Source organism: Caldicellulosiruptor kronotskyensis 2002, from assembly GCF_000166775.1.
In the GTDB taxonomy this organism is placed as follows: Bacteria; Bacillota; Thermoanaerobacteria; order Caldicellulosiruptorales; family Caldicellulosiruptoraceae; genus Caldicellulosiruptor; species Caldicellulosiruptor kronotskyensis.
Map to the genome: position 1 here is coordinate 1,727,448 of NC_014720.1, position 23,768 is coordinate 1,751,215.

Annotated in this window: 21 protein-coding genes and 2 riboswitches; of the genes, 6 read left to right on the plus strand and 15 right to left on the minus strand. The window is 34.1% G+C overall.

Translation table 11 applies throughout. The features are described from left to right. Window positions 1-47: 47 nt before the first annotated feature. From ispF to CALKRO_RS07890, 4 genes are read right to left on the minus strand one after another with little or no spacing between them, the layout of a single operon-like run. Window positions 48-521 (minus strand): 2-C-methyl-D-erythritol 2,4-cyclodiphosphate synthase, encoded by a 474-nt coding sequence (gene ispF / locus CALKRO_RS07880; protein WP_013430512.1) that lies wholly within the window; start codon window positions 519-521, stop codon window positions 48-50. 5 nt (window positions 522-526) lie between these two features. Further along, complete coding sequence (locus CALKRO_RS13870; RefSeq protein ID WP_237699047.1) at window positions 527-685, minus strand: hypothetical protein; 159 nt, start codon at window positions 683-685, stop codon at window positions 527-529. Beyond that, window positions 685-825, minus strand: coding sequence for a nucleotidyltransferase domain-containing protein (locus CALKRO_RS13875; protein ID WP_237699048.1), 141 nt, complete (start codon window positions 823-825; stop codon window positions 685-687). Before CALKRO_RS13875 ends, CALKRO_RS13870 begins: the two co-directional genes overlap by 1 nt. After that, on the minus strand, window positions 822-1,031 hold the full coding sequence (locus CALKRO_RS07890; RefSeq protein WP_272940834.1) for an HI0074 family nucleotidyltransferase substrate-binding subunit: 210 nt from the start codon (window positions 1,029-1,031) through the stop codon (window positions 822-824). The genes CALKRO_RS13875 and CALKRO_RS07890 overlap by 4 nt, the downstream gene beginning before the upstream one ends. 211 nt (window positions 1,032-1,242) lie before the next feature. Beyond that, window positions 1,243-1,426, plus strand: a riboswitch (Lysine riboswitch). Between the two features lie 139 nt (window positions 1,427-1,565). On the opposite strand from CALKRO_RS07890, the gene CALKRO_RS07895 reads away from it, so the two are divergent. The 6 genes from CALKRO_RS07895 to CALKRO_RS07920 all read left to right on the plus strand — a co-directional run bounded on the left by CALKRO_RS07895 (window position 1,566) and on the right by CALKRO_RS07920 (window position 10,080). After that, window positions 1,566-2,549: an aspartate-semialdehyde dehydrogenase gene (locus tag CALKRO_RS07895; RefSeq protein ID WP_041741958.1), complete on the plus strand. Its 984-nt coding sequence runs from the start codon at window positions 1,566-1,568 to the stop codon at window positions 2,547-2,549. Window positions 2,550-2,602: 53 nt separating this feature from the next. Then, window positions 2,603-3,490, plus strand: a complete 888-nt coding sequence (dapA, locus tag CALKRO_RS07900) for a 4-hydroxy-tetrahydrodipicolinate synthase (protein ID WP_013430514.1) — start codon at window positions 2,603-2,605, stop codon at window positions 3,488-3,490. Between the two features lie 37 nt (window positions 3,491-3,527). Next, entirely contained in the window at window positions 3,528-4,286 is a 759-nt protein-coding gene (gene dapB / locus CALKRO_RS07905; protein ID WP_013430515.1) for a 4-hydroxy-tetrahydrodipicolinate reductase, read from the plus strand. A gap of 12 nt (window positions 4,287-4,298) precedes the next feature. Continuing rightward, a complete protein-coding gene (locus CALKRO_RS07910; protein WP_013430516.1) occupies window positions 4,299-4,766 on the plus strand; it encodes an ACT domain-containing protein in 468 nt (155 codons plus the stop codon). A 136-nt stretch (window positions 4,767-4,902) separates the two neighbouring features. After that, complete coding sequence (rgy, locus tag CALKRO_RS07915; RefSeq protein ID WP_013430517.1) at window positions 4,903-8,271, plus strand: reverse gyrase; 3,369 nt, start codon at window positions 4,903-4,905, stop codon at window positions 8,269-8,271. A 93-nt stretch (window positions 8,272-8,364) separates the two neighbouring features. After that, window positions 8,365-10,080: a methyl-accepting chemotaxis protein gene (locus CALKRO_RS07920; protein ID WP_013430518.1), complete on the plus strand. Its 1,716-nt coding sequence runs from the start codon at window positions 8,365-8,367 to the stop codon at window positions 10,078-10,080. 46 nt (window positions 10,081-10,126) lie between these two features. Here the strand turns inward: CALKRO_RS07920 and purB are convergent, their stop codons facing one another. The 11 genes from purB to CALKRO_RS07975 form a co-directional block, all read right to left on the minus strand. Beyond that, window positions 10,127-11,557, minus strand: a complete 1,431-nt coding sequence (purB, locus tag CALKRO_RS07925; RefSeq protein ID WP_013430519.1) for an adenylosuccinate lyase — start codon at window positions 11,555-11,557, stop codon at window positions 10,127-10,129. 60 nt (window positions 11,558-11,617) lie between these two features. Further along, window positions 11,618-12,811 (minus strand): pyridoxal phosphate-dependent aminotransferase, encoded by a 1,194-nt coding sequence (locus tag CALKRO_RS07930; RefSeq protein ID WP_013430520.1) that lies wholly within the window; start codon window positions 12,809-12,811, stop codon window positions 11,618-11,620. 129 nt (window positions 12,812-12,940) lie between these two features. Then, window positions 12,941-13,834 (minus strand): dipeptidase, encoded by an 894-nt coding sequence (locus CALKRO_RS07935; protein ID WP_013430521.1) that lies wholly within the window; start codon window positions 13,832-13,834, stop codon window positions 12,941-12,943. Window positions 13,835-13,867: 33 nt separating this feature from the next. After that, window positions 13,868-14,590, minus strand: a complete 723-nt coding sequence (locus CALKRO_RS07940) for an MBL fold metallo-hydrolase (RefSeq protein ID WP_013430522.1) — start codon at window positions 14,588-14,590, stop codon at window positions 13,868-13,870. After that, complete coding sequence (gene metX, locus CALKRO_RS07945) at window positions 14,587-15,732, minus strand: homoserine O-acetyltransferase MetX (RefSeq protein WP_015907626.1); 1,146 nt, start codon at window positions 15,730-15,732, stop codon at window positions 14,587-14,589. Before metX ends, CALKRO_RS07940 begins: the two co-directional genes overlap by 4 nt. Window positions 15,733-15,854: 122 nt before the next feature. Beyond that, window positions 15,855-17,132 (minus strand): O-acetylhomoserine aminocarboxypropyltransferase/cysteine synthase family protein, encoded by a 1,278-nt coding sequence (locus tag CALKRO_RS07950; protein WP_013430524.1) that lies wholly within the window; start codon window positions 17,130-17,132, stop codon window positions 15,855-15,857. Between the two features lie 111 nt (window positions 17,133-17,243). Further along, a riboswitch (SAM riboswitch) is annotated at window positions 17,244-17,364 on the minus strand. Between the two features lie 72 nt (window positions 17,365-17,436). Beyond that, the gene (locus CALKRO_RS07955) at window positions 17,437-17,724 is read right to left on the minus strand and encodes a YhbY family RNA-binding protein (protein ID WP_013430525.1); all 288 of its coding nucleotides are present in this window, start codon (window positions 17,722-17,724) and stop codon (window positions 17,437-17,439) included. 558 nt (window positions 17,725-18,282) lie between these two features. Then, window positions 18,283-18,648 (minus strand): hypothetical protein, encoded by a 366-nt coding sequence (locus CALKRO_RS07960; protein WP_013430526.1) that lies wholly within the window; start codon window positions 18,646-18,648, stop codon window positions 18,283-18,285. 380 nt (window positions 18,649-19,028) lie between these two features. Beyond that, window positions 19,029-21,551 carry a WG repeat-containing protein gene (locus tag CALKRO_RS13110; RefSeq protein WP_013430527.1) on the minus strand — a complete coding sequence of 841 codons (2,523 nt, stop codon included), beginning with the start codon at window positions 21,549-21,551 and terminating at the stop codon, window positions 19,029-19,031. A gap of 259 nt (window positions 21,552-21,810) precedes the next feature. Continuing rightward, complete coding sequence (locus CALKRO_RS13115; RefSeq protein WP_148222761.1) at window positions 21,811-22,011, minus strand: hypothetical protein; 201 nt, start codon at window positions 22,009-22,011, stop codon at window positions 21,811-21,813. A 458-nt stretch (window positions 22,012-22,469) separates the two neighbouring features. Further along, complete coding sequence (locus CALKRO_RS07975; RefSeq protein WP_013430528.1) at window positions 22,470-23,768, minus strand: hypothetical protein; 1,299 nt, start codon at window positions 23,766-23,768, stop codon at window positions 22,470-22,472.

Below are 23,768 nucleotides of genomic sequence, written 5' to 3' on the forward strand. Positions count from 1 at the left end.
TATTCTTATACTTAATTATATCTCTTGTACTTCATTTTATCAAACATTTATTCGCAAATCAAAACAACTGCATATGCTGAGATTCCTTCTTCTCTTCCTTCAAACCCCAATCCTTCTGTTGTTTTTCCCTTGATATTTATCTGCGTACTTTCTATCTTGAGACAATCTGCAATTTTATTCTTCATCTCATTAGTATAAGGAGAAATCTTGGGTCTTTGGGTAACTACTGTTGAATCGATGTTCACTATTTTCATATTCTTTTCTTCCAAAAGGTTTGCCACTTCTTTTAAAAGGACCAAGCTTGAAATGTCTTTATAATTAGGGCTACTGTCTGGAAAAAGCCTTCCAATATCATTTTCCCCCATAGCACCAAGAATGGCATCAATTATGGCATGAACCAAAACATCCGCATCTGAATGTCCCAAAAGCCCTTTTTCAAATGGTATTTCAACTCCGCCCAATACAAGTTTTCTTCCCTCGACAAATTTGTGAACATCATATCCAATTCCTACTTTAAACATTTGATTTAAACTCTCCTTTCAAATATTACAATTCCTTCTTTTAAGATTTTATTTCTGAACGTTTCGTTTTCTAATTTCTCAAGTTCAACTAAGTCAACCTTATAAAGCCCTGCAGCTTCATCCAAATCTAATTTAAAACCAGCTGTTGTTTCACCATCTACCACTATTGCAATGTCAATATCCGAATTTTTTTATAATCACCTCTTGCTCTTGAACCAAATAATATAGCCTTTTTTATTGTCCTTTCATTTCTGATAAGCTCCATAATTTTCTCAAATATGACATCTTCAATCCTAAATTTCATTTAATCAACTCCTCAATTTTTTTCTCAAGTTCCTCAAACAAAGGTAAGTAGTCACTTATTATTCTCTCAAATATTATTTTGGCAACACATTCATCATAGGTGTGGACCGTCAAGTTCCTATCTTCAATCATCCTTAGCCATTTTTCTTGATTTTCAATCAAGCCCACTGAAAATGCTTCTTTGAAAACTGCTCTGGGTGAAGAAATATTTTAAAGTGCTTTCTGAAAGTTAGCAAATCTTTCTCTAATTTTTTCCATATCATTCATCCTCCATTTTCTTTTTGTCCCTTTTAACATCTCAATATTTAAATTATATCACACATAAAAAAGAGCTCTTAGTCTTTCAAAAAAATTTGACATGTAAAGAATCTTAATGGTATTATTAAATAAACACCACAAGTGAATAACTCATAATATATTAATAGATAGAGGCGCGTCTTTTAAGAGTAGGCAGGTGGATGTGAAAGAAGACACAGATGAGACCTGTTGAAAGGAAAAGACGCCGAAGGGAGTTTCTTTCTTCTTGGAAACTTCCCTGGGTGCATGGAGAATATCCATGCAACTGTCACCAATTGAAAAATTGGTGGAGCGCTATCTGTTAATATATTGTATACTTGATGTACAATATATTAACAGAAGCTGGCTCAAAAACCAGCTTTTTTTAGTTTTGCACAAACACATTGAAACATAACTTTAATTTTTGAAGAGGAGGTTTACAGTAAAGTGGCAAAGAAAATCAGAATGGCAATAGTTGGCGCAACAGGCATGGTTGGAAGAACATTTTTAAAGGTCTTGGAAGAGAAAAATCTGCCGGTTGAAGAATATTTCCTCTTTGCATCAAGCAGGTCAGCAGGGACAAAAGTTGAGTTTATGGGAAAAGAATACACAGTTGAAGAGTTAAAAGAAGACTCATTCGACAGGGGCATTGACATTGCTTTGTTCTCTGCTGGTGCTTCAACATCTCTTCACTTTGCTCCAATTGCAGCATCAAAAGGCTGTATTGTAATTGACAACTCAAGTGCATGGCGTATGGAAAAGGATGTTCCTCTTGTTGTACCGGAGGTTAACCCTGAAGATATTAAATGGCACAAGGGAATTATTGCAAACCCTAACTGTTCAACCATCCAGGCAGTTGTTGTTTTAAAACCTTTGCATGACAGGTACAAAATAAAAAGAATTGTGTACTCAACATACCAGGCAGTTTCAGGTGCAGGGTATCAAGGATATTTGGATTTAGAAGAAGGATTAAAAGGTGCTCCTCCAAAGAAGTTTCCATATCCAATTGCAGGAAATGTTATTCCCCATATTGACGTATTTTTAGAAAATGGATATACAAAAGAAGAGATGAAGATGATAAACGAGACAAGAAAGATTTTACATGATGACTCTATAAAGATTACTGCAACAACTGTTAGAGTTCCTGTTTTCAACGGTCACAGCGAATCAATAAATGTGGAGTTCGAAAAGCAGTTTGATTTAGAAGAGTTAAAAGAAATTCTCAAGAATGCTAAAGGTGTAGTTGTTCAGGACGACCCTGCAAATCTTTTATATCCAATGCCAATTTATGTTTCTGGAAAAGATGAAGTTTACGTTGGAAGAATTAGAAGAGATGAATCTGTTGAAAGTGGCGTAAATCTGTGGGTTGTTGCAGACAATATAAGAAAAGGAGCAGCAACAAACGCTGTCCAGATTGCTGAAAAGGTAATAGAATATTTCTTTAGCTAATTGAAAAGTGGATAAACTTTAAAGTTTGAATAAATTGGGAGGGTTTATTTGCTATGTCTCTTTTTAAAGGTTCAGGTGTTGCCTTAATAACACCATTTAAAGATGAGGAAAGTGTAGACTTTGAAACTCTTGGAAGGCTTGTTGACTTTCACTTAGAGCACAAGACAGATGCAATCATTGTATGTGGTACAACTGGGGAACCTTCAACAATGCCAGATGATGAGCATTTAGAAGTAATCAGATTTGTAATTGACAGAGTAGCCGGTAGAAAACCTGTTATTGCTGGTGTTGGTAGCAATCACACAAAACATGCCGTTTATCTTTCCAAAAAAGCACAGGAGCTTGGTGCAGATGGTCTTTTGCATGTAACACCATACTACAACAAAACAACTCAAAAAGGATTGATTGAGCACTTTAAAGAAATAAACGATGCTGTATCAATTCCTATTATTGTCTACAACGTACCATCAAGAACAGGATTAAATGTCCTGCCTGAAACCATGAAAGAGCTTGCAAAACTGCCAAATATAAAGGCAATAAAAGAAGCAAGTGGCAACATCACACAAGTTGCTGAAATTGCTATGCTCTGTCCTGAAATTGATATCTATTCTGGAAATGATGACCAGATTGTACCCATTCTCTCTGTTGGTGGAATTGGCGTTATCTCAGTGCTGGCAAATATTCTGCCTGATGAAACACATGACATTGTTGAATATTTCTTAAACGGTGAAATTGAAAAAGCAAGAGAACTTCAGCTAAAGCTTCTTCCTATAATCAAAGCACTCTTTATTGAAGTAAACCCAATTCCTGTAAAAGAAGCTATGAACATGATGGGATTTAATGTCGGAAAGCCAAGATTGCCACTTACCACTATGACAGAAAAGAACAGGGAAATACTCAAAAAAGCACTTGTTGACTATGGCATTTCGGTAAAAGAATGAGAATAAAATAATAACAAGGATTGGATGTGAGACACAAATGATTAGCATCTTACTTAATGGCTGCAATGGCAAAATGGGTCAGGTTGTGAGCAGAGTTGCTAAAAACTATGACAATATCAAGATTGTTGCAGGAATTGATTTAAATACAACTAAAAACTTTGACTATCCTGTTTACAAAAGTCCTGAGGAAGTTACTGAAAACGTTGATGTCATAATTGACTTTTCTCTTCCTGAAGCAACAATGAAAATACTTGAGTTTGCAAAGCAGAAACAAAAGCCAGTTGTAATAGCAACAACAGGCTTTACATCTGAACAGAAAGCTAAAATTTTAGAATATTCAAAGCAAGTTCCTATTTTCTGGTCTGCCAATATGTCTTTGGGAGTAAATCTTGTTGCAGAGCTTATTCAGAAGGCTTATAAGGCTCTTGGTCCGTCATTTGATATTGAAATCATCGAAAAACATCATAACCAGAAAATAGATTCACCTTCTGGCACAGCCCTGATGCTTGCTGATGCAATAAACGAGGTTGCAAATAATTCTTATGAGTATATCTATGACAGGCATACAAGGAGAAAGAAAAGACAGCAAAACGAGATAGGAATATCATCTGTGCGCGGTGGAACAATTGTGGGTGAACACAGTGTCATTTTTGCCGGCCCTGATGAGATTATTGAGATAAAACACACAGCACTTTCAAAAGAAATCTTTGCAAACGGGGCAATCAAGGCTGCAATGTTTATGATAGGCAAAGGCGCGGGTATATATAATATGAAAGATTTGATTAATTCAATGTGAGGTGTTTTAAATTTGAAGCCTGTGACAAATTTAAATGTCACTCAGAACGTTGCCATGATAACTCTTGACAATGTCCCTAATAAAATTGACTTAATAGCATCTATCTTCAATGAAGTGGCAAACCATGGAATAAACATCGATATGATAAGCCAAACAGCACCTTATAAAGGAAACATAAACCTATCATTTAGCCTTGACGAAGAAAATGTACCAAAGGCAATCTCAGCACTCAGCAAGTTCAAAAAAGAGATTCCTCACCTGAGAATTGATATCGTGTCGGGTTTGAGCAAGCTTTCTATCTTTGGTGAAGCAATGAAAGACATTCCCGGCGTTGCAGCATCACTCTTCACCATTTTAGCTGAAGCAGGTGTTGAGCTTAAGATGGTGACAACAAGTGAGGTTGACATATCATATTTGATTGACCAGAAAGACGAGGAAAAAGCTGTTCAGATTATAAAAGAAAGATTTGATTTAAAATAGGTTGTATGCATGCTGCCCAAAACTGCCTTTTAAGCTGGGGCAGCTTATTTTTTGCAGTATTGAATTTTACTGTTTTACTTAGTATATTGAAAAATAGAAGAGCTAATTAAAATTTAAAAAACAGGAGGAGTGTTGGTTGGCAACAGGTGCGAAATACTACCATTCATGCATAAACTGCGGCGGAATAAATACAGATACAAGAAATGAAAAAGGGCTTCCATGTGAGAAGTGTCTTAAAGATGACCATCTTACCGAAAATGTATTTGAACTCTTAAAAGGTTGCGGGTTATTGAAAGATTATCAAATATACTGGAACTTTCACCAAAACTATAAAATGTTTGAAAAGTTTTTTGAGCTTATTTTCCACAAACCCATGACAGGATACCAAAGAACATGGGCACGACGTTTTTTGCTCTCAAAAAGCTTCACGCTTGTTGCCCCAACAGGAGTTGGTAAAACCACTTTTGGACTTGTAGCAAGCCTTTTTTTGGCGCTAAATGGCAAAAAGTCAGCTCTTGTATTCCCCACAGTATCGCTTGCACAGCAGTCTTTTGAAAGACTCAACCAATTTAAATCAAAAATACAAAACACAGATGTTATTCGTATATTGTTATTTAACTCTTCGATGAAAAAAAGCGAAAAGGAAGAATTTGAGCAAAGGTTTTTATCTCAAGATTTTGAAATACTCATTGTAACTTCTCAGTTTGTTTCAAAAAGAAAAGATGTTCTATCTAAAATGTTTTTTGACCTTGTATTTGTAGATGATGTAGATGCTATTTTGAAATCTTCAAAGAACATCGATACACTACTTCAAATGATAGGCTTTTCAGAAGATGAGATTGAAAAAGCAACCGAAAGATTGAGAAGCAAAAATAGAGAAAATGGGCAAGATACAGTTTCAAATGGTTCTAAAAATAAGGGAATGCTCATAGTATCCTCAGCAACAGCAAAGCCGCAGGGATTAAAACCTCTTCTTTTCAGAGAACTTTTGGGTTTTGAAATTGGCAGATTTACCTTCAATATACGAAATATCACTAATATAAGAATCAAAAAGAAGTCAAAAGAAAAATTGCTTGAAATAATCAACATCTTAAAAGATGGTATACTTCTGTTTGTCAACACTGAGGAAGAAGGAAAAGAAATTGTTAAATTTCTTTTAGAAAATAGTATCAAAATTGGAGCTACATGGAATGATTTTGAGAAGGAATTTGAACTTTTTAAAGAAGGAAAGTTGAATGTCATCTGTGGCGTCTCTTCTTACTATGGAAAACTAATAAGAGGAATTGATTTACCTTCACGCATAAAATACTGTATTTTTTGGGAAACACCTTGTTTTAAATTTTCGATTGACATGGATAAAGCTCCTCGATTCGTACTTGAAAGAGTCTTTGTTGAATACCTTGATAATCATCCTAAGCTCAAGGAGTATTTTAAAAATGTTGAAATTCTGCAAACAGAAAAGCTCAGACAACTTGTCTCAAAATATATATCTAAGGAGGACTACAGTAAAATTGTAAATAAAATATTCTCACACCTGAAATTAACCGACGATGGCAAACTGGTTATCCCTGACGTTCCAACATATATCCAAGGGTCTGGCAGAACCTCGAGAATGTTTGGGATGCGCCTGACAAAAGGAGTTTCAATTCTCTTTGAAGAAGATGATACTATTTTTGATAGCTTAAAGTCACGACTCATGTTTTTGCTGGATGAGGAATGGATGGAGGAAAATGAAGTAGATTTTGAAAGTCTTATGGAAGAGGTAAAAGAGAGCAGAAAAATACAAAATGATGATTTTTATCAAAATGACACAAAATCAAGACTTATGATAGTTGAATCACCAACAAAAGCTGATACAATATCAAAATTCTTGGAAAAAGCCTCAACAAGAAGATATGGTAAACTTTCTGTATATGAGTCGATAACACAAGATGGAATTTTGCTTATCACTGCATCAAAGGGGCATGTGTACGACCTTGAAACAAAAAAGGGTCTACACGGTGTTGAGTACCATGATGGAAAATTCATTCCCTATTACAACTCTATTAAACGCTGCATGAAATGCAACACTCAATTTACAGATGAGCTTGATAGCTGTCCCAAATGCGCATCCAATACAATTGATGATAAAAAAGATATCTTAAAAACATTGCGTGAGCTTGCACTTGAGGTTGACGAAGTTTTGATTGCAACAGACCCTGATGTTGAAGGAGAAAAGATATCATGGGACATTTCACAGTATTTAAAACCTGCAAATAGTAATATCAAAAGAATTGAAATGCATGAAATTACACGTTATGGTCTTGACAGTGCCTTGAAAAGTCCGCGACAGTTCAATACAAACCTTGTAAAATCTCAAATTGTGCGAAGAATAGAAGATAGATGGGTAGGATTTGAGCTATCTTCAAAGCTTCAAGAGAACTTTAAAAACTATAATCTTTCTGCTGGTCGCGTGCAATCAACCATCCTTGGCTGGATTGTTGAAAGAGAAAAAGAATACGCAAAAAGTGAAAAAACATTTACTCTGCTAAAACTTGAAAACGGATATAATCTTGAAATTGAAGGAGAAGAAGAGTGCAAGAAAGTAGAAGCAGAAGTTGTTGAACAGAAAATTGAAGAAATACCTGCACCTGCCCCATTTACAACTTCTTCTTTGTTATCCTTAGCTTCACAGAAATTAAATTTGGGTGTGCAGCAATTAATGGAGATTTTGCAGTTTTTGTTTGAGCACGGTTTTATCACTTATCACAGAACAGACTCAACAAGGATTTCTGTAACAGGCCAGAACATTGCAAGAATGTTTTTAGAAAAGGTTGGTAAAAAGGAACTCTTTTTACCAAGAAGTTTTGGAGATGAAGGTGCTCACGAAGCAATAAGACCTGTAAAACCTATATCACCTGAGGAGCTAAAAGAGCTTGCCTATGAAAAATATGCACAGGGTATTTCACAAAATCACATAAAAGTTTATCAGCTTATTTTCAACAGGTTTATGAGCAGCCAAATGAAAAATCCGAAGATTTTAGTTCAAAAAGTACATTTTAGAATTAATGATATTGAAATTGTCAAGGACATCCCTGTGAAAGTGGAAGAAGAGGGCTGGCTGGAATTTATTCCCATGCAAATTTACCCTTTATTTGAAAATAAGGATTATAGCATAACTGACAAGCGAAGTTATAAAAAACATACCATTCAGCTTTACACTCAGGCAAGCCTTATTGACGAAATGAAACAGAAAAACATAGGAAGGCCTTCAACATATGCAAAGATGGTAGAGACACTTTTCAAAAGAGGGTATGTGTTCGAAGATAGCTTTAGAAGAATAAGGGCAACATCGCTTGGTAAGAAGGTATATTCTTATCTTTCACAAAAATATGGTGAATACGTAAATGAGCAAACCACACGCGAGCTTGAAAAACTCATGGATATAGTGGAAGAAGGAAAAAGAGATTATCAAGAGGTTTTACAAGAACTTTACAATGATATAAGTGTACTTTTAAACAAGTAAAAAAAATGTGTTTTTTGCATGTTTAATATTGGGTAAAAATATATCAGAAACACAAAAGCAATCTCAGTTTACTTAAAAGAGGAGGTATTGGTTTTGTTTAAAAATGTTAAAATAAGAACCAAGCTTTTTTTTCTTTTTTCTTTTATCTTTTTAGCTTTTATCATCACTTTAGAAGCTTATATCATTCCCTCTGTAATGACAACCATTGAAAACCAGATAAAAAATAAACTAAAGAATATTGTTCAAGTAGCAGTTTCTATTTGTGATAATGAGTACAAATTACAGCAAGCAGGTAAAATATCACAGCAACAAGCTCAAAATACTGCAAAAGAGATAATTAGAAACCTAAGGTACAACACTACAGACTATATATGGATAAATGATTTACAACCAAAAATGGTTATGCATCCTTTCAAGAAAGAATTAGAAGGACAAGATTTGAGCAATTACAAAGACCCAACAGGATTCAAACTTTTTGTTGCAATGGTTGATATTGTTAAGAAAAAAGGTGAAGGATTTGTAAAGTATCAGTGGGAAAAACCCAATACAAAAAAGCTCTATCCGAAGATGTCATATGTAACACTGTTCAAACCATGGGGCTGGATACTTGGTACAGGTATCTACATAGATGACTTAGTTGAATATCAAAATAAGATTAAAATAACTATTAGGTTAATTGCAGGTTTAATACTTTTAATAGCCGTGCTTCTCATTTTTACAATAACATTGTCACTTGGTCGAAGGCTTTCACAGGTTGAAAAGATGGCAGATTTACTTTCGCATTTTGACTTGTCTAAGACAGATGAGATTAAAAATATTAGTTCAGACGAGATTGGAAAAGTAATGAGTGCTTTTATCATGATGAGTAAAAATATAAAGGAGATGATAAAACAAATAAAAGATGTTGCAGGTTCAGTTTTAGATGCTGCAAAGGAGCTTACATCTGCATCAAGTGAGATTGCAAATGTGTCAGAGCAAATAGCACTTGCAATTTCAGATGTTGCAAAGGGAAGCTCTGAACAGGCAAACTCGATTGAAAAGTCAAGCCAGAGACTTTCTGCTCTTTCAAATTCTGTACAGGACATTTATGAAAAAATGAAAGAGGCTTATTCTTCCGTTCAAGCTGTACATCAGATAATCAACAATGGGCAGGAATTAATCTTTTCACAAGAACAAAATATGAACAGCGTAAAAGACATATGGCAAGATGTGCAAAATATTATGACAAGATTCTCTGAGATGAGTAATGAAATTGTTAAAATAACATCTTTTATAACAAATCTTTCAAAAGAGATAAACCTTCTTGCTCTGAATGCATCAATTGAGGCATCAAGAGCTGGTGATGCTGGCAAAGGCTTTATGGTGGTTGCAAATGAGATAAGAAAGCTTTCTGACCAAACATCAACTTCTGCAAAACAAATAGGAACGCTCTTAAAGGATATTTATGAGAATATTCAAACAATTACCAATCAATCTGAAGTGTTTAACAAAACATTAGAAACCCAAGATAATATAACAAAGCAGACCAAAGAAGTTTACTTACAAATTTCGCAGTTCTCAAAAGACTTAATTGAAATGATAAATAACGTGACAAAAAGTGCAGAAATAGCAAGCAGTAGTATCTCTGCAATATCTCAAGAAATTGCTAACATTGCAAGTATCGCTCAAGAAACTGCTGCTGCAACCCAGCAAACTGCCGCTTCAACAGAAGAACAAACTGCAACAGCTCAAACAATTGCCTCTACAATGAAAAACTTAGAAAACCTTGCTCAGCAAATGGCCAAAAAAGTTGAAATATTTAAGATATAAAAATTTAAAAGAGGGGCTTTTACCTTCAAATGTAAAAGTCCCTCTTTCATATATTAACCTGTGATTCAAAATTAAGATCATCTTTATACTTTTCAAGTATTGGCTTTACATACTCATCATAATACTCTTGCACCTGTGAAGGTGCCCTTCCCACAAATTTCTCGGGGTCCAAAATAGCCTGAATTTCCTCTTTTGAAAGTTTAAAACTTGGATCATTTGAAATAAGCTCTATAAGATTATTTTCTTTTCCAAACTCTTTGACATTTCTTCCTGCTTCCATAGAATACTTTCTTATTTTCTCATGCAAATCTTGTCTGTCACCGCCACGCTTTACAGCTTCCATTAATATATTCTCAGTTGCCATAAACGGAAGTTCTTGCTGTATATGCCTTTCTATCATCTTTTCATACACAACAAGCCCGCTTGCAACGTTGTGATAAAGGTTCAAAATACTATCCGTTGCCAAAAACGCCTCTGGAATTGATATTCTTCTATTTGCCGAATCATCTAATGTTCTTTCAAGCCACTGAACCGATGCTGTAAACAGCGGATTTTGAATATTCACCATGACATATCTTGCTAAGGCACAGATTCTTTCACTTCTCATAGGATTTCGCTTGTATGCCATAGCAGATGAACCAACTTGAGTTTTCTCAAACGGTTCTTCAATCTCCTTTAAGTGTTGCAAAAGTCTTATATCATTTGCAAACTTGTAACTACTTTGTGCAATTGAAGCTAAAACTGATAAGACCAAAAAATCATATTTTCGTGGATATGTCTGTGATGTCAACGGAAAACTTTTTTCAAACCCCATCTTTTTGCATACAAGCTTGTCAAGCATCTTGACCTTTTCTTCATCGCCGTCAAAAAGTGCCATAAAACTTGCTTGAGTACCAGTTGTTCCTTTGACTCCTCTCAGATAAGTATGCTCCATAACATACTCCAGAAACTCTAAATCCATAACCAAATCCTGAACCCAAAGCATAGCTCTTTTGCCCACAGTTGTCAGCTGTGCAGGCTGAAAATGCGTAAATCCAAGTGTAGGCAAATCTTTATACTTTAGAGCAAAGTCGGACAACACCTTAATACAGTTTACAAGTTTTTTTCTTATAAGTTTTAACGCTTCATACATAATGATAATATCTGCGTTGTCTGTAACAAAACAGCTTGTTGCACCAAGATGAATTATTGGTCTTGCTTTTTTTGCCTGCTCGCCAAACGCATGGATGTGCGCCATCACATCGTGCCTTAATTCTTTCTCCTTTTGCCTTGCTACTTCATAGTTTATATCCTCTGCATATCTTTTCATCTCTTCAATCTGCTCATCTGTAATATCAAGACCAAGTTCTTTTTGTGCCTCTGCCAGTGCAATCCAGAGCTTGCGCCAAAGCTTAAAACGTGTATCGTTTGAAAAGAGCCTTTTCATCTCATCACTTGCATATCTTGAATTTAGTGGTGTCTCATAAATATCGTTCACCTTACTTCACATCCTCATTAGTTATCAATTATTTAGTATTTGATACCATATATTATACTACTAACTTAGCTTTTCAACAAACCTCTTAATTCTCTCAAGCCCTTCTCTTATATTCTTCTCAGATGTTGCATATGAAAGTCTTATATGATTTTCCATTCCAAATCCTTCACTTGGAACTACAGCTACCTTTTCTACTTCCAAAAGAAGTTTTGCAAATGTGTTAGCCGAGTCTACTAATTTGCCTTCAAAACTCTTTCCAACAGTAGCAGATATGTCAACCCAGATATAAAATGCACCTTCGGGCTTCAGTGCAGATAAAAACTTGGTATCATTTACAAGGCTATAAATTAAGTCTCTTCTCTTTTCAAATTCGCATATCATCTTTTTTACGCTATCCTGCGGACCTACCAGTGCTTCATACGCAGCATACTGGGCAATTGAATTTGGGTTTGAGGTTGTGTGGCTTTGAAGGTTTGACATAATCTTTGCAAGTTCCTTGTTTGAAAGGGTATAACCAATTCTCCATCCTGTCATCGCATACGATTTTGAAACACCGTTTACAACAACTACAAACTCTTTTGCCTTTTCATTTATCGATGCTGCCGATATGTGCTTTTTGCCATCATAAATCAACTTGTCATATATTTCATCAGAAACAATAAATATTTCTCTTTCAACACAAAACTCAACAATTTGTTTGAGCTCCTCATATGTATAGACCATACCGGTGGGATTTGAAGGTGAGTTCAGCACAAGTGCTTTTGTTTTTGACGTCGCATACCTTTCAATGTCAGATACTGTTATTTTGTAATTCTTTTCTTTTGTTGTTGGGACAACTACTACCTTCCCACCTGCAAGTTTTATAAGCTCTGGATATGTAACCCAATATGGAGATGGTAAAAGTACCTCATCACCATCGTTTAAAAGTGAAAAGAAAACATTCATAAGAGAATGCTTTGCACCATTTGAAACAACAACTTCATCTGGAGAATAATCTACTGCATAATTCTCCTTGTAATACTTTGCAATAGCTTCTTTTAAACAGCTAATCCCCGCAACTGGTGTGTATTTTGTATACCCTTTTACAATAGCTGAAACTGCAGCATACTTAATATTATTAGGAGTATCAAAATCAGGTTCACCCGCACCAAAACCAATTACATTTTCACCAGCTTCTTTTAATCTTTTTGCAAGACTATCAATGGCAAGTGTCGGTGATGCTGAAATGTTAAGTGCCCTTTGAGAATATTTCATTTTTTATCGATTCTCTCCTTTAAATTATTTTTGCAATACTATATCATATTTATATGCATTTTTCAATAGTACTGGTACAGAAAACTGAGAATTTTTTAACTAAAAACGCAAGATGATATTATAAAAATTTCATTTTAAAAATCTTTTAGTAAACCATGTAAGATTAAAATAGCAAATGTCCATAATCTCTCTTTCAGAAAACCCCCATTTTTTAAGTTCTTCTTGTATGTTTGGCAAATCTTCAACTCCTCTCAAGCCTTCCGGGAAATCATCTGCTCCATCAAAATCAGACCCAAACGAAATGTACTGTACACCAATTAGCTCTGCAATATATGCTATGTGTCTTAGAACATCATTCAAATTAGCTTTACCTTCATCTTTTACAAATGGAGAATAAAAATTGATTCCTATTATTCCATCAAAATCTCTTACAATTTTTATCTGCTCATCTGTTAGGTTTCGTGGGTGCGGGCATAATCTAAAACAATTAGAATGGCTAACTATAAAAGGTTTATTTAGATGCTTTACAACATCAAAAAAAGTCTTCTTTGATGAGTGCGCAAGGTCTATGATAAAGTTTTCTTCAAGTAATTTTTTTAAGACCTTCTGTCCTGTACTTGTCAAACCCTTATCTGAATATGCACCGCCGCAAAGTTTATTTTCATGATTCCATGAAAGTGTTGCACTTTTTACTCCTCTTTGTTTTAAAAGCTCTATCTCATATGTGTCATTTATAAAAGATATATCCTCGATTGAAAGTAAAACGTTTATCATGTCATCTTCGATTTTTTGGCTTTTGGCTACGTTGTTTATTTCGTACTCATTTATTCTGTCCAAAAAATAAAAGGCATTTTTCAAAAAATCAATGCCTTCTTGACGTGTGTCTTGCCATATTGCCATATATTGTAACTTCAAATTAATCTTATCTGCCCTTTCAAGGTCAAACTGAAGAGAATTTTTATAAAGACTCTCTCCCTTTAATAAAGCAGCAGTTAACGTATCATTGTGAGCATCAGCAAACATATCAGACCCTCTCACATATTTTAAGATTCTACATTAAAATTCTATTTTATCCATATCAGTAGCAAGAACCACATTGTCAAAAATCTCTTTTGCAGACAGAAGATGTTCTTTTTCGTTGCATTCAGGCTTAAGATGTGTCAAAACAAGAAGTTTAGTATTTGCTCTCTTTGCAATTTCAGCTGCCTGCTTTGGACTCAAATGGAATCTCTTTTCAGGTTCAATTTTCTCCACTTCCTTGTCTGTGTATGCTGCGTTTAACAAGAGCACATCTGCATCCTTGAAAAATTCTATCAAATCTTCTTTAAATCCTGTATCACCTGAGAATCCAAAAACCTTGTCATCTACTTCAATTCTTACAGCAAAGCTTTTGTAAGAATGCTGACCTTCTAAAAACTTGATTGTAAGATTTCCTATTTTTGCTTCCATATTATTTTCAATTTCCTTAACCCTGTACACTCCTTTTCTTATCAGATCATACTCCTCTTTTGGCTCAGAAGGTATATAAAGGTCTATTTCTTTCCCTCTTGATGCAAGATAGTATCTCAAAACTCCCAAATCGCTTGTGTGGTCAGCATGAAGGTGGCTGCAAATGATAAATGAAATCTCATCAAAAGAAATAAAGTTCAAAAGCCTTGTCAAAACTCCACTTCCACACTCAAGTAGAATATTTGTCTCTTTTGTCCTCAAAAGATACCCTGATGTAGACTCACCTTTTGCCGGATAAGGTCCTCTTGCCCCTAAGATATTTAATATCATCTTATCATCTCCTTATTATAAAGTAATTCTAAAAATTCAGATATAATATTCCTGTATTTTTCCTCTTCAACCAAAAAAGAGTCGTGACCATAATCAGACTCAATCTCTTTGTAAACAAGGTCAACCCCAGCTTCTAAAAGCTTGTCTCTCATATATCTCATCTGAGACAGCGGAAAGAGTATATCAGAGGTTATAGCAATGAGCAAAAATTTTGCCTTTATTCGTCTTAAAGCCTCTTCCTCACTGCCATATGTCCTTCCCAAATCATAAAGGTCCATGGCACGTGTGAGATAAAGATACGTGTTTGCATCAAACCTCTGAACAAGTTTCATACCCTGATAGTGTAAATAACTTTCGACTTCAAACTCGGTGTTAAACGACTCAAAAAAGCTCTCAACAGGGTCTTTCATTCGTCGATTAAACTTTTTATCCATAAGCTTGTCAGACTGGTATGTTATCATGCCAAGCATTCTGGCAATTGAAAGTCCCTGAGAAGGTCCTGTCTTGTCATAGTAGTCTCCACCGTGCCAGTTTGGGTCTGCCATGATAGCCCTTCTCATAACTTCATTGAAAGCGATGGACTGCGCATTGAGTTTGAGCGGCGATGCAATGTTTATAACCCCGTCCATAAAATCCGGGTAGCTCACAGCCCACTCCAAAGCCTGCATTCCGCCCATGGATCCACCAACAACACACAGTATATGGTCTATCTTTAGAGCTTCTAAAAGCTTTTTTTGGACATTTACCATGTCTTTTATGGTTATTATAGGAAACCTTGCACCGTAAGGTTTTCCTGTTTCAGGGTCAATAGAAGAAGGACCTGTTGTCCCCTGACAGCCTCCAAACACATTTGAACATATTACAAAATATTTATTTGTGTCAATCATCTTGCCAGGTCCAACAAACTTGTCCCACCATCCTGGTTTTGGGTCATCTTCTGAATGTTTAGCAACGTGAGAATCACCTGTCAGAGCGTGGGTTATAAGGATGATATTATTCTTTTCTTTATTTATCTCTCCATAGACTTCATAAGCAACTGTGATTGGTCCAAACGTTTTTCCACTTTCTAACACAAAATCTTTGTTGTGAGCAAATCGTACAAATTTTTTGTAGCCCTCTTCCCAGAACTCAAATTTTTCCAATTTTCCTTTACCCCCACCAAAAAGATTAATTAAAATGAAAGATTGCCCCATTTTGTATTAATAAACCTTGATTTTTGGAGCAATCTTTCATTGCTACTCGAAATGTCAGCTTAAAAACTATTTTACACTTTATTTAGTGCACTCTCAATATCATATATTAAATCTTCAATATCTTCAATACCAACAGAGAGTCTAATCATCTCTGGCAAAACTCCGGCTGCCCTCTGCTCTTCTTCTGTTAGCTGTTGATGGGTTGTTGATGCAGGATGGATGATGAGCGACTTTGCATCGCCAACATTCGCAAGGTGTGAAAAGAGCTTTACATTGTTTATAATCTTCTTTGCAGCATCGTAACCACCTTTTGGTCCAAATGTGAAGATTGCACCCGGTCCTTTAGGAAGATACTTCTTGTAAAGCTCATAATACTTGTTACCTTCTAAAGCTGGATAGTTCACCCACTCAACCTTTGGATGGTCATTTAGAAACTTGGCAAGTTTCATTGCATTGTCAACATGTTTTTGCATTCTCAAAGAGAGCGTCTCAACACCAAGCAGTACTAAAAACGAATTAAATGGTGAAATGCAAGCACCAATGTCGCGCAAGAGCGTAAGTCTTAGTTTTGCAATATATGAAGCATTCCCAAACTCTTTTGTGTAAATAAGTCCATGGTAGCTTGGGTCTGGCTGAATCAAATCTGGGAATTTTTCGTTCCACTCAAACTTGCCAGAGTCAACAACAATCCCTGCAATTGATGTTCCATGCCCGCCCAAAAACTTTGTCATTGAATACACAACAATGTCTGCCCCGTGTTCAATAGGTCGAAATAGATACGGGGTTGCAAACGTGTTGTCAACAATAAATGGAATCCCATGCTTGTGGGCAATCTCAGCTATTGCTTCAAAATCAGGTATGTTTATATTGGGATTTCCAAGAGTTTCTACAAATATAGCCTTTGTCTTGTCTGTTATTGCCTTTTCGAACTCTTCTGGATAATCAGGATTTACAAATTTTACTGTGATACCAAGTTTTCTAAGTGTGTGAGCAAAAAGGGTGTATGTTCCGCCGTATAAAGTGGATGCTGCAACAACCTCATCACCGCTTCTTGCGATATTTAAAATGGCATAAGTGATAGCAGCCTGCCCTGAAGAAGTGGCAACAGCTCCAACTCCACCGTCAAGTGCTGCAATTCTTTTTTCTAATACATCTGTTGTCGGATTTCCTATTCTTGTATAAATATTTCCCGCTTTTTTGAGTGCAAACAGGTCTGCTGCCTCTTCAGGTGTATCGAAAATGTAAGAGGTTGTCTGGTAAATTGGAACAGCTCTTGATTTTGTTTCTCTGTCAACAAACTGCCCTGCATGAAGTTGAAGAGTATCAAAACCATATTTTCTTTCTTCCATCTTCTCTTTTCCCCTTTCATTAATTTTATAATATCTTGGTTTTCAAAAAAGATAAAAAAATAGTCTTCCTGCAGATAAGCTACAAGAAGACTTTTTTCAAAATCTTCTTACTTCTTATCTGCCAGGTATTTTTAAAAATACCTGCTGGAATTGGCACCAAGAAAAAGGAAACAAGCCTTTTTCCGGTTGCCGGGCTTCATTGGGCCAGTCCCTCCGCCACTCTTGATAAGAAGTAATTTTCTGATATTCAATTTTGTTGTTTTGATTATACCATTAATAATTCTATTGGTCAATACCCTACTTTTTAAATCTGAATTCTTGGATTTTCTTCAGCCATTCTGTAAATAACAATTTTTCTACCAATCACCTGTACAGGCTCTGCGTTTAGTTTTTCACATATATAAACTATCGCTTCTTTTGGATTCTTATCGCAGTTCTTCTCAAGCGCAATTTTTATAAGCTCTCTTGCAGAGAGTGCTTCATCTATTTGTTTGAGTACCCCTTCTGTAATCCCTTCCTTTCCAATTCGAATAATTGCATCCATTGTATTTGCCATACCCCTGAGTTTTGCTCTTTGCTTAGATGTTAACAAGGTATTTTTCACCTCTTTTTGATAATACTCTCTAATGGAATCTTAAATCTATCTTTCATAATTTTCAGAATTATTTTGATTAATCAATTTTTTAAACCCTCTTCTTTTTCATACTTCTCTCTCACTGCTTCTTCCCAGGCATCTGGTTCTAATGAAATTAAATCTAAATTTTATATTTGTTTAAAACTCTCGTCAAGCTATCAAATATATCTTTATTTTTGTTACTTTCTTTTCTTCTTCTTGAATATCAATATATTAATAATTAACTCAACTTTTAAGTTTTTGCTTTTTCTGAAAGTTTCGTAATACATTATATGCTAACATCAACTTATAATTTTTGTTGTATCAAACATTGCCTGCTTTAGGAATTATCTTACATTATAAAGTTTACCACAGAAAAAGCTTTGATTCAATAGTTGTTATTTGTTAACAATATTTGGTAGCTGGTATCGTTAATAGAAAAACCAGAGATATTACACATTATTTATTAGCATAATAAATCGTGAACTCCTTAAATAGAAAGGACTGAACACTAAATGCCCAGTCCTTTAGCAATTTTTATTTTAATTCAGCTATTTTGTTTATTAGAGAATCAAATTCTAATAAATCGTCGTAGTTTTCCAAATTATATTCTTTACCCTCTTCAATCCCTAAATCCTTAAAATATTTTGCATCTTTAAAACCAGATGTTTTACCATATTTATATAACTTAATTTTATTAGGTTCGTCAATTTGCATATAGCAAATTAAATTGTCTTCATTCATGTCTCCACTTTTATCTTTATAAATATGAAAATTATCAACAACTCCAAATCCTCTTCCAACAAGCTCTAAATATTTAAATTCCTTTAGTAAATATCTTCTAATACGTTCATCAAAGTTTTTTAAATATTCCAACTTTTCAATATCTTTATATGTCTTCATTTTTAAATACCTCCTCTTTCTTCTATTTATTGAATAAATTTGAACTCAACTTATTTTTATTTCCATATATATTGCATATTTGAAATTCCTAAAACTAACAGGCAAATTCTGTTTCTCCAATTTTTGTATGCTTATTGGTATAATTTCCCCGACGGCTGTTTTAAAACTTTTTAAAAGCAAATAGTTATCTTTAGTATTTATTTTATATAATTTTTGTAATATTAAGTAATAATTTATACTTTGCCTTTACAGTCAAAATCTTTTTAACTTTGCACTTTTTGTAGTCTTTATATAGCCTAATTTTTCTTTATCACAACTAAGAAAATTCATCAGAAAATTCATTAGGTTTAAATTTATTAAATGCATAAATAGATATTATATTACTTTCTTTTAATTATACAACCCCATTCTTCTCCTTGTCTAATTTTTGCTAAGTCTCCTTCAAAATCGTCCACTTCATCAAACTGGGGCTTTACTATTACATTCCCAATAATATCTACAAAGCCGTATTTGAATTTATCAGATTCATCCCTTTTCCCATCATCTTGTTTCACTATTTTTACAAGTACTAAACCTTCAGAAAAATCATCTACTATACCAATATCAAATTGTGGTTCTGCTAATATTTTACCATATTTATCTATAAAACCAATTTTGTTATTTAATTGCACTTTAAATAAATTACTGGAATATTTTTCTACAAAATCATATAAAGGCTTTACTATTATTTTACCACTCTTGTCAACACAGCCCTTTTTCCCAACTTGCTCAACTGGTGCTATGCCCCCAGAAAAATCATATACTCTATCAAACTGCGGTTTAACTACTATTTTCCCACTCTTATCTACAAAGCCCCATTTACCGTTTTGTTTAACGGCTGCTAAACCCTCTGAAAAGTCACGAACATAATCGAATTGAGGTTCAACTACAAAATTACCTTTCTTGTCTATAATGCCCCACTTACCATCTATCTTTACAACAGCTAAACCATCCTTAAAATCATGAGCCTTATCAAACTGTGGTGATATAACAAATTTGCCACTCTTATCAATAAAGCCACATTTTGTCATTACAAAGACTTTTGCATAACCTTCAGAAAAAACATTTACATTCTGATTTGCAAACTGTACCTCTGTCATTTTCCCACTTTTATCTATAAATCCCCATTTTTCATCTAACAAATATTTATCTCCAGTTTCAGAAACCTTCCACTGTCCTCCTCGAGCAACCCATGCTACACCATCATTAAACTTTTTTGCAATACTAAACTGTGGTGCTATAACCATATTCCCATCTCTGTCCATATACCCCCATTTATCACCTTGTCTTACTGGGAACAAACCTTCACCATACTCACCTACTTCATCTACTATTATCTTACTTTTAATATTCATATATTTATCAAAATTTCCTTGCTCAAGACATATAAATACATCTTTATATTTGTACACTGAATCAAACTGTGGCTCTATTAATGTTTTTCCATTAATAGAATTTATAAAACCCCATTTTTCTCCTTGTTTTACTGCCGCAAAATCTTTTGTAATAGGTATTATATCATCAAATTTTGGCTCGATTATTATTTTTTTATTTACAATATCTACAATACCTAATTTTCCTTGTTTCGTAACTATCATTTTATTTACAGACATATCTTTTACTAAATCAAGTCTTAATTCATTTGGTTCTGTCATATTAACAGGTTCTAAAAATCCACTTTGTACAAATGATTCCGTTGAATATAACATTGAAATAGAATATGCTAATGCCTCTATTCCTCTCACTCCCTCAATTTGACATTCATCAAACTGTGGTTCTATTATTACTTTCCCATTTTTTATATCAACAAATCCACTTTTTCCTTCTCTTGTTACTAACGCTAAATCTTTTGTGATATATATTATCGAATTAAACTGTGGCTTAACTACTATTCTCCCACTTTTAAAATCTAAGAGCCCCCATTTCTTTCCTTGTTTAACCATAGATAAAACGTTTCTATATCTCAATATTACGTCAAATTGTGGTTTCGCTACTATTCTTCCACTTTTATCTACATAGCCCACTTTTCCTCCTTCTTTAACTACTGCAAAATCTTCACAAAAATCTTCTACCTCATCAAATTGCGGCTTCACTATCACCTTTCCACTCTTGTTTACAAAACCCCATTTACCTCCTTGCTTAACTGCTGCAAAACCATCATTAAAATTTCTTACCCCATCAAACTGTGGCTTGATAACTACCTTTCCGCTCTTGTCTACAAAACCACATAAGCCTTCTTGGAGAATTGCTGCTAAGCCCTCTGAAAAGCTTCCCACACCATCAAACTGTGGCTTGATAACTACTTTTCCGCTTTTGTCTATAAAACCCCATCTGTTTCCTTGTTTTATTTCTACTAAGCCCTCTGAAAAGCTTCCCACACCATCAAACTGTGGCTTGATAACTACTTTTCCGCTTTTGTCTATAAAACCCCATCTGCCTCCTTGTTTAATTGCTACTAAGTCATCTAAAAAGTTGCTCATATCATTAAACTTTGGCATGACCTTTAGCATGGCCTCTACCATCACGCTCTTGTCTACAGCGCCCAATCCGCCTCCTTGTTTAATTTCTGCAGAGACCTTTAGAAACCTTATTACATCATCAAACTGTGGCTTTATTATTACTTTGCCACTTTTCTTATCTATAAAGCCCCATTTGCCATTTAATTTAACTGCCAATAAATCCTCAGATATATTCTCAATTTCTTCATATTTAGGCATTATTAGCAAATACTTTCCTCCTCCTAAAAGCATTGTTTCTTCTGCATTTTTTGAACTTTTACTACTTCCATTGGCATACATAAAATGCAAACATGTTTGTAAAGATATCAATATAACACCTAAAAAGATAAATACTCTTCTCTTCATAATTGAAATCCTCCTCTTCGCTTAATGGTTTAAATTTTTTTGTTATAAGATTTAGCCTATGATCATAGCTTCAACTCATGTGTTTGATTTTTACTATTCAACTAACATCATACACCGTTTGAAGCTATGGCTTCAATATTTCTTTTATAACACCTAATAATTTATACAATAAATACTTTTTTTGAGATTATAGTTTTTACAACTTCCTGCCTTCCTCTGTCTTCAAAAAATCCATATTCTTTGCTTCTTAAACTCACTTTTACATTTTTTGTTTTTTCATATTCCTTTTATCTATTTTTACTACAAATTTTATCTCAAGCTCTTGAACTGACTTAAACCATTTCTCACTGTCATTTCCTGCATCCTCAATTAAAACCTTAGCACCATAAATCCATGCCCTGGACAAAAGCTCTATCTTTTGGTTATCATGCTCATTAGCACAAGCAAATTCCCATGCCAAAGGTATTATTCTTTTCTTTCCCTGTGACAAGCAGATGTAGTTTGTATCACTTATAAAAGCCTAAAGCCACGCATATACCTGTTGCTGCCTACTTTTCTTTTTTGCTACTTTTCAATGGTGTTGAATCTACAATACAAATATTTATATAGGCTTACACTACTTTTCATTTTGTAACCATGCATGCTATTATTTGTAATAGTCTGCATTTTCTTGGTCTCCCTCTTTTAATTTGCTTTCTTAAGCCTTTTACAAGCTGAGCTATTTTCTCAATAGCAAAAAGGAGCTTTAAAGATTTTCTCTTTTGTGATTTAATACCAGGAAGTACATGTTTTATATCCCCCTTATGTTGCGATATTTTTCGCAAATTAATGTTTTATCTCAAGGGGAATATTTTTTTATTTCTTTTGTAACTATTTTGCCTTTAATGGTTATATCTTTTATTCAACAACCTCAATTATCTAATTTTTTGTATTACACCAACCACCTATAAAAAACCACTCACCTCTTATATACAAAAATTCAAATCTATAACTATATTTTTCATCCAACTCTGCATCCGAAAAAATGTATTTAATTTCATTGTCTTTGAAAACATTTTTAGTTCTAACAAAAAGTTTGCTTCTTTCTGTTTCATTTGTTACATCTCTCAAGACTATTTTTTTTACTTTTTTTACCTTCTTACCAATCAATTGGTTTGCAGTTATTTTAAGTGGTATATCCTTGTTTATTAAAGTTTTGTTAGTCGTATCTTCAAAATTGTATTGAGCAAATTTAGTTTTGATAATATTTTTTAATACAGTTATATCTTTCATCTGCTTTCTTATTTTTGCAGCTGAACTGCTAAGTAAAATTTGATGCAAATCAGATTTTATACTTTTTATACTAAAATTAATTAATTTCCATTTATTAAATTTACTATCCCACTCGTAATAAATCTCCTGTCCTGCAATAGTATTACCATGGCATCCAGCATCAATATCATTGATTGCATATAACACATTTTTATTCCCAAGTTTTCGAACTTCCCATAAAGGCCCTTGTCCTGTTCCAACATATGATATTTCAGACAAATCATTTAAAAAGTCATTTGTATCATCTTCTCCACCCACTTTGTAAAGTAGATACATTTTACCATATTTAGAATCTCTTAACACCGCCATAATTGCCTTATAATAACCATTTAACCTTATAAGATCTCCTTCAATACGAAATGAACGATCAATGTTATTATTTGTTGCATCATCACCCTCATATTTTAATATCTCTTGGAAGTTGTTTTTGTCCCACGCAATAATACGAAGGTAATTCACACAATTTGAGCCCCCAGATGGAGTTTGAATCATAATATCAGTTATCCCATCATTTGTTATGTCAACATATTTTACCTCTGGTTCAACACCACATCCTTCGTAATAATCTGAGACATTAGCTACAGAAAATAATAGTCTAATTGTTTTCGAATCTAAAATAGCCAAATGACATGTTTCACTCATGAAATCATTATCCAATGACTCACTACTTTTATCAATAACTATAATAACATGCTCATTCTTCTTATCTCCGTTCAAGTCAATTAAATTAGAATGAATAATTTTACCTTTTATAACTTTGTTAATCGTAATATTTTTACCGACAGCATATTTTTGAGCTGCTAGTAAGGTAAAACCATCATTGGATATACAAAGATGGAAAAACATAATTAAAGAGATTATAAATGCTGCTATTGCATGTATAATTAACTTCGACTTAAGCTTCAT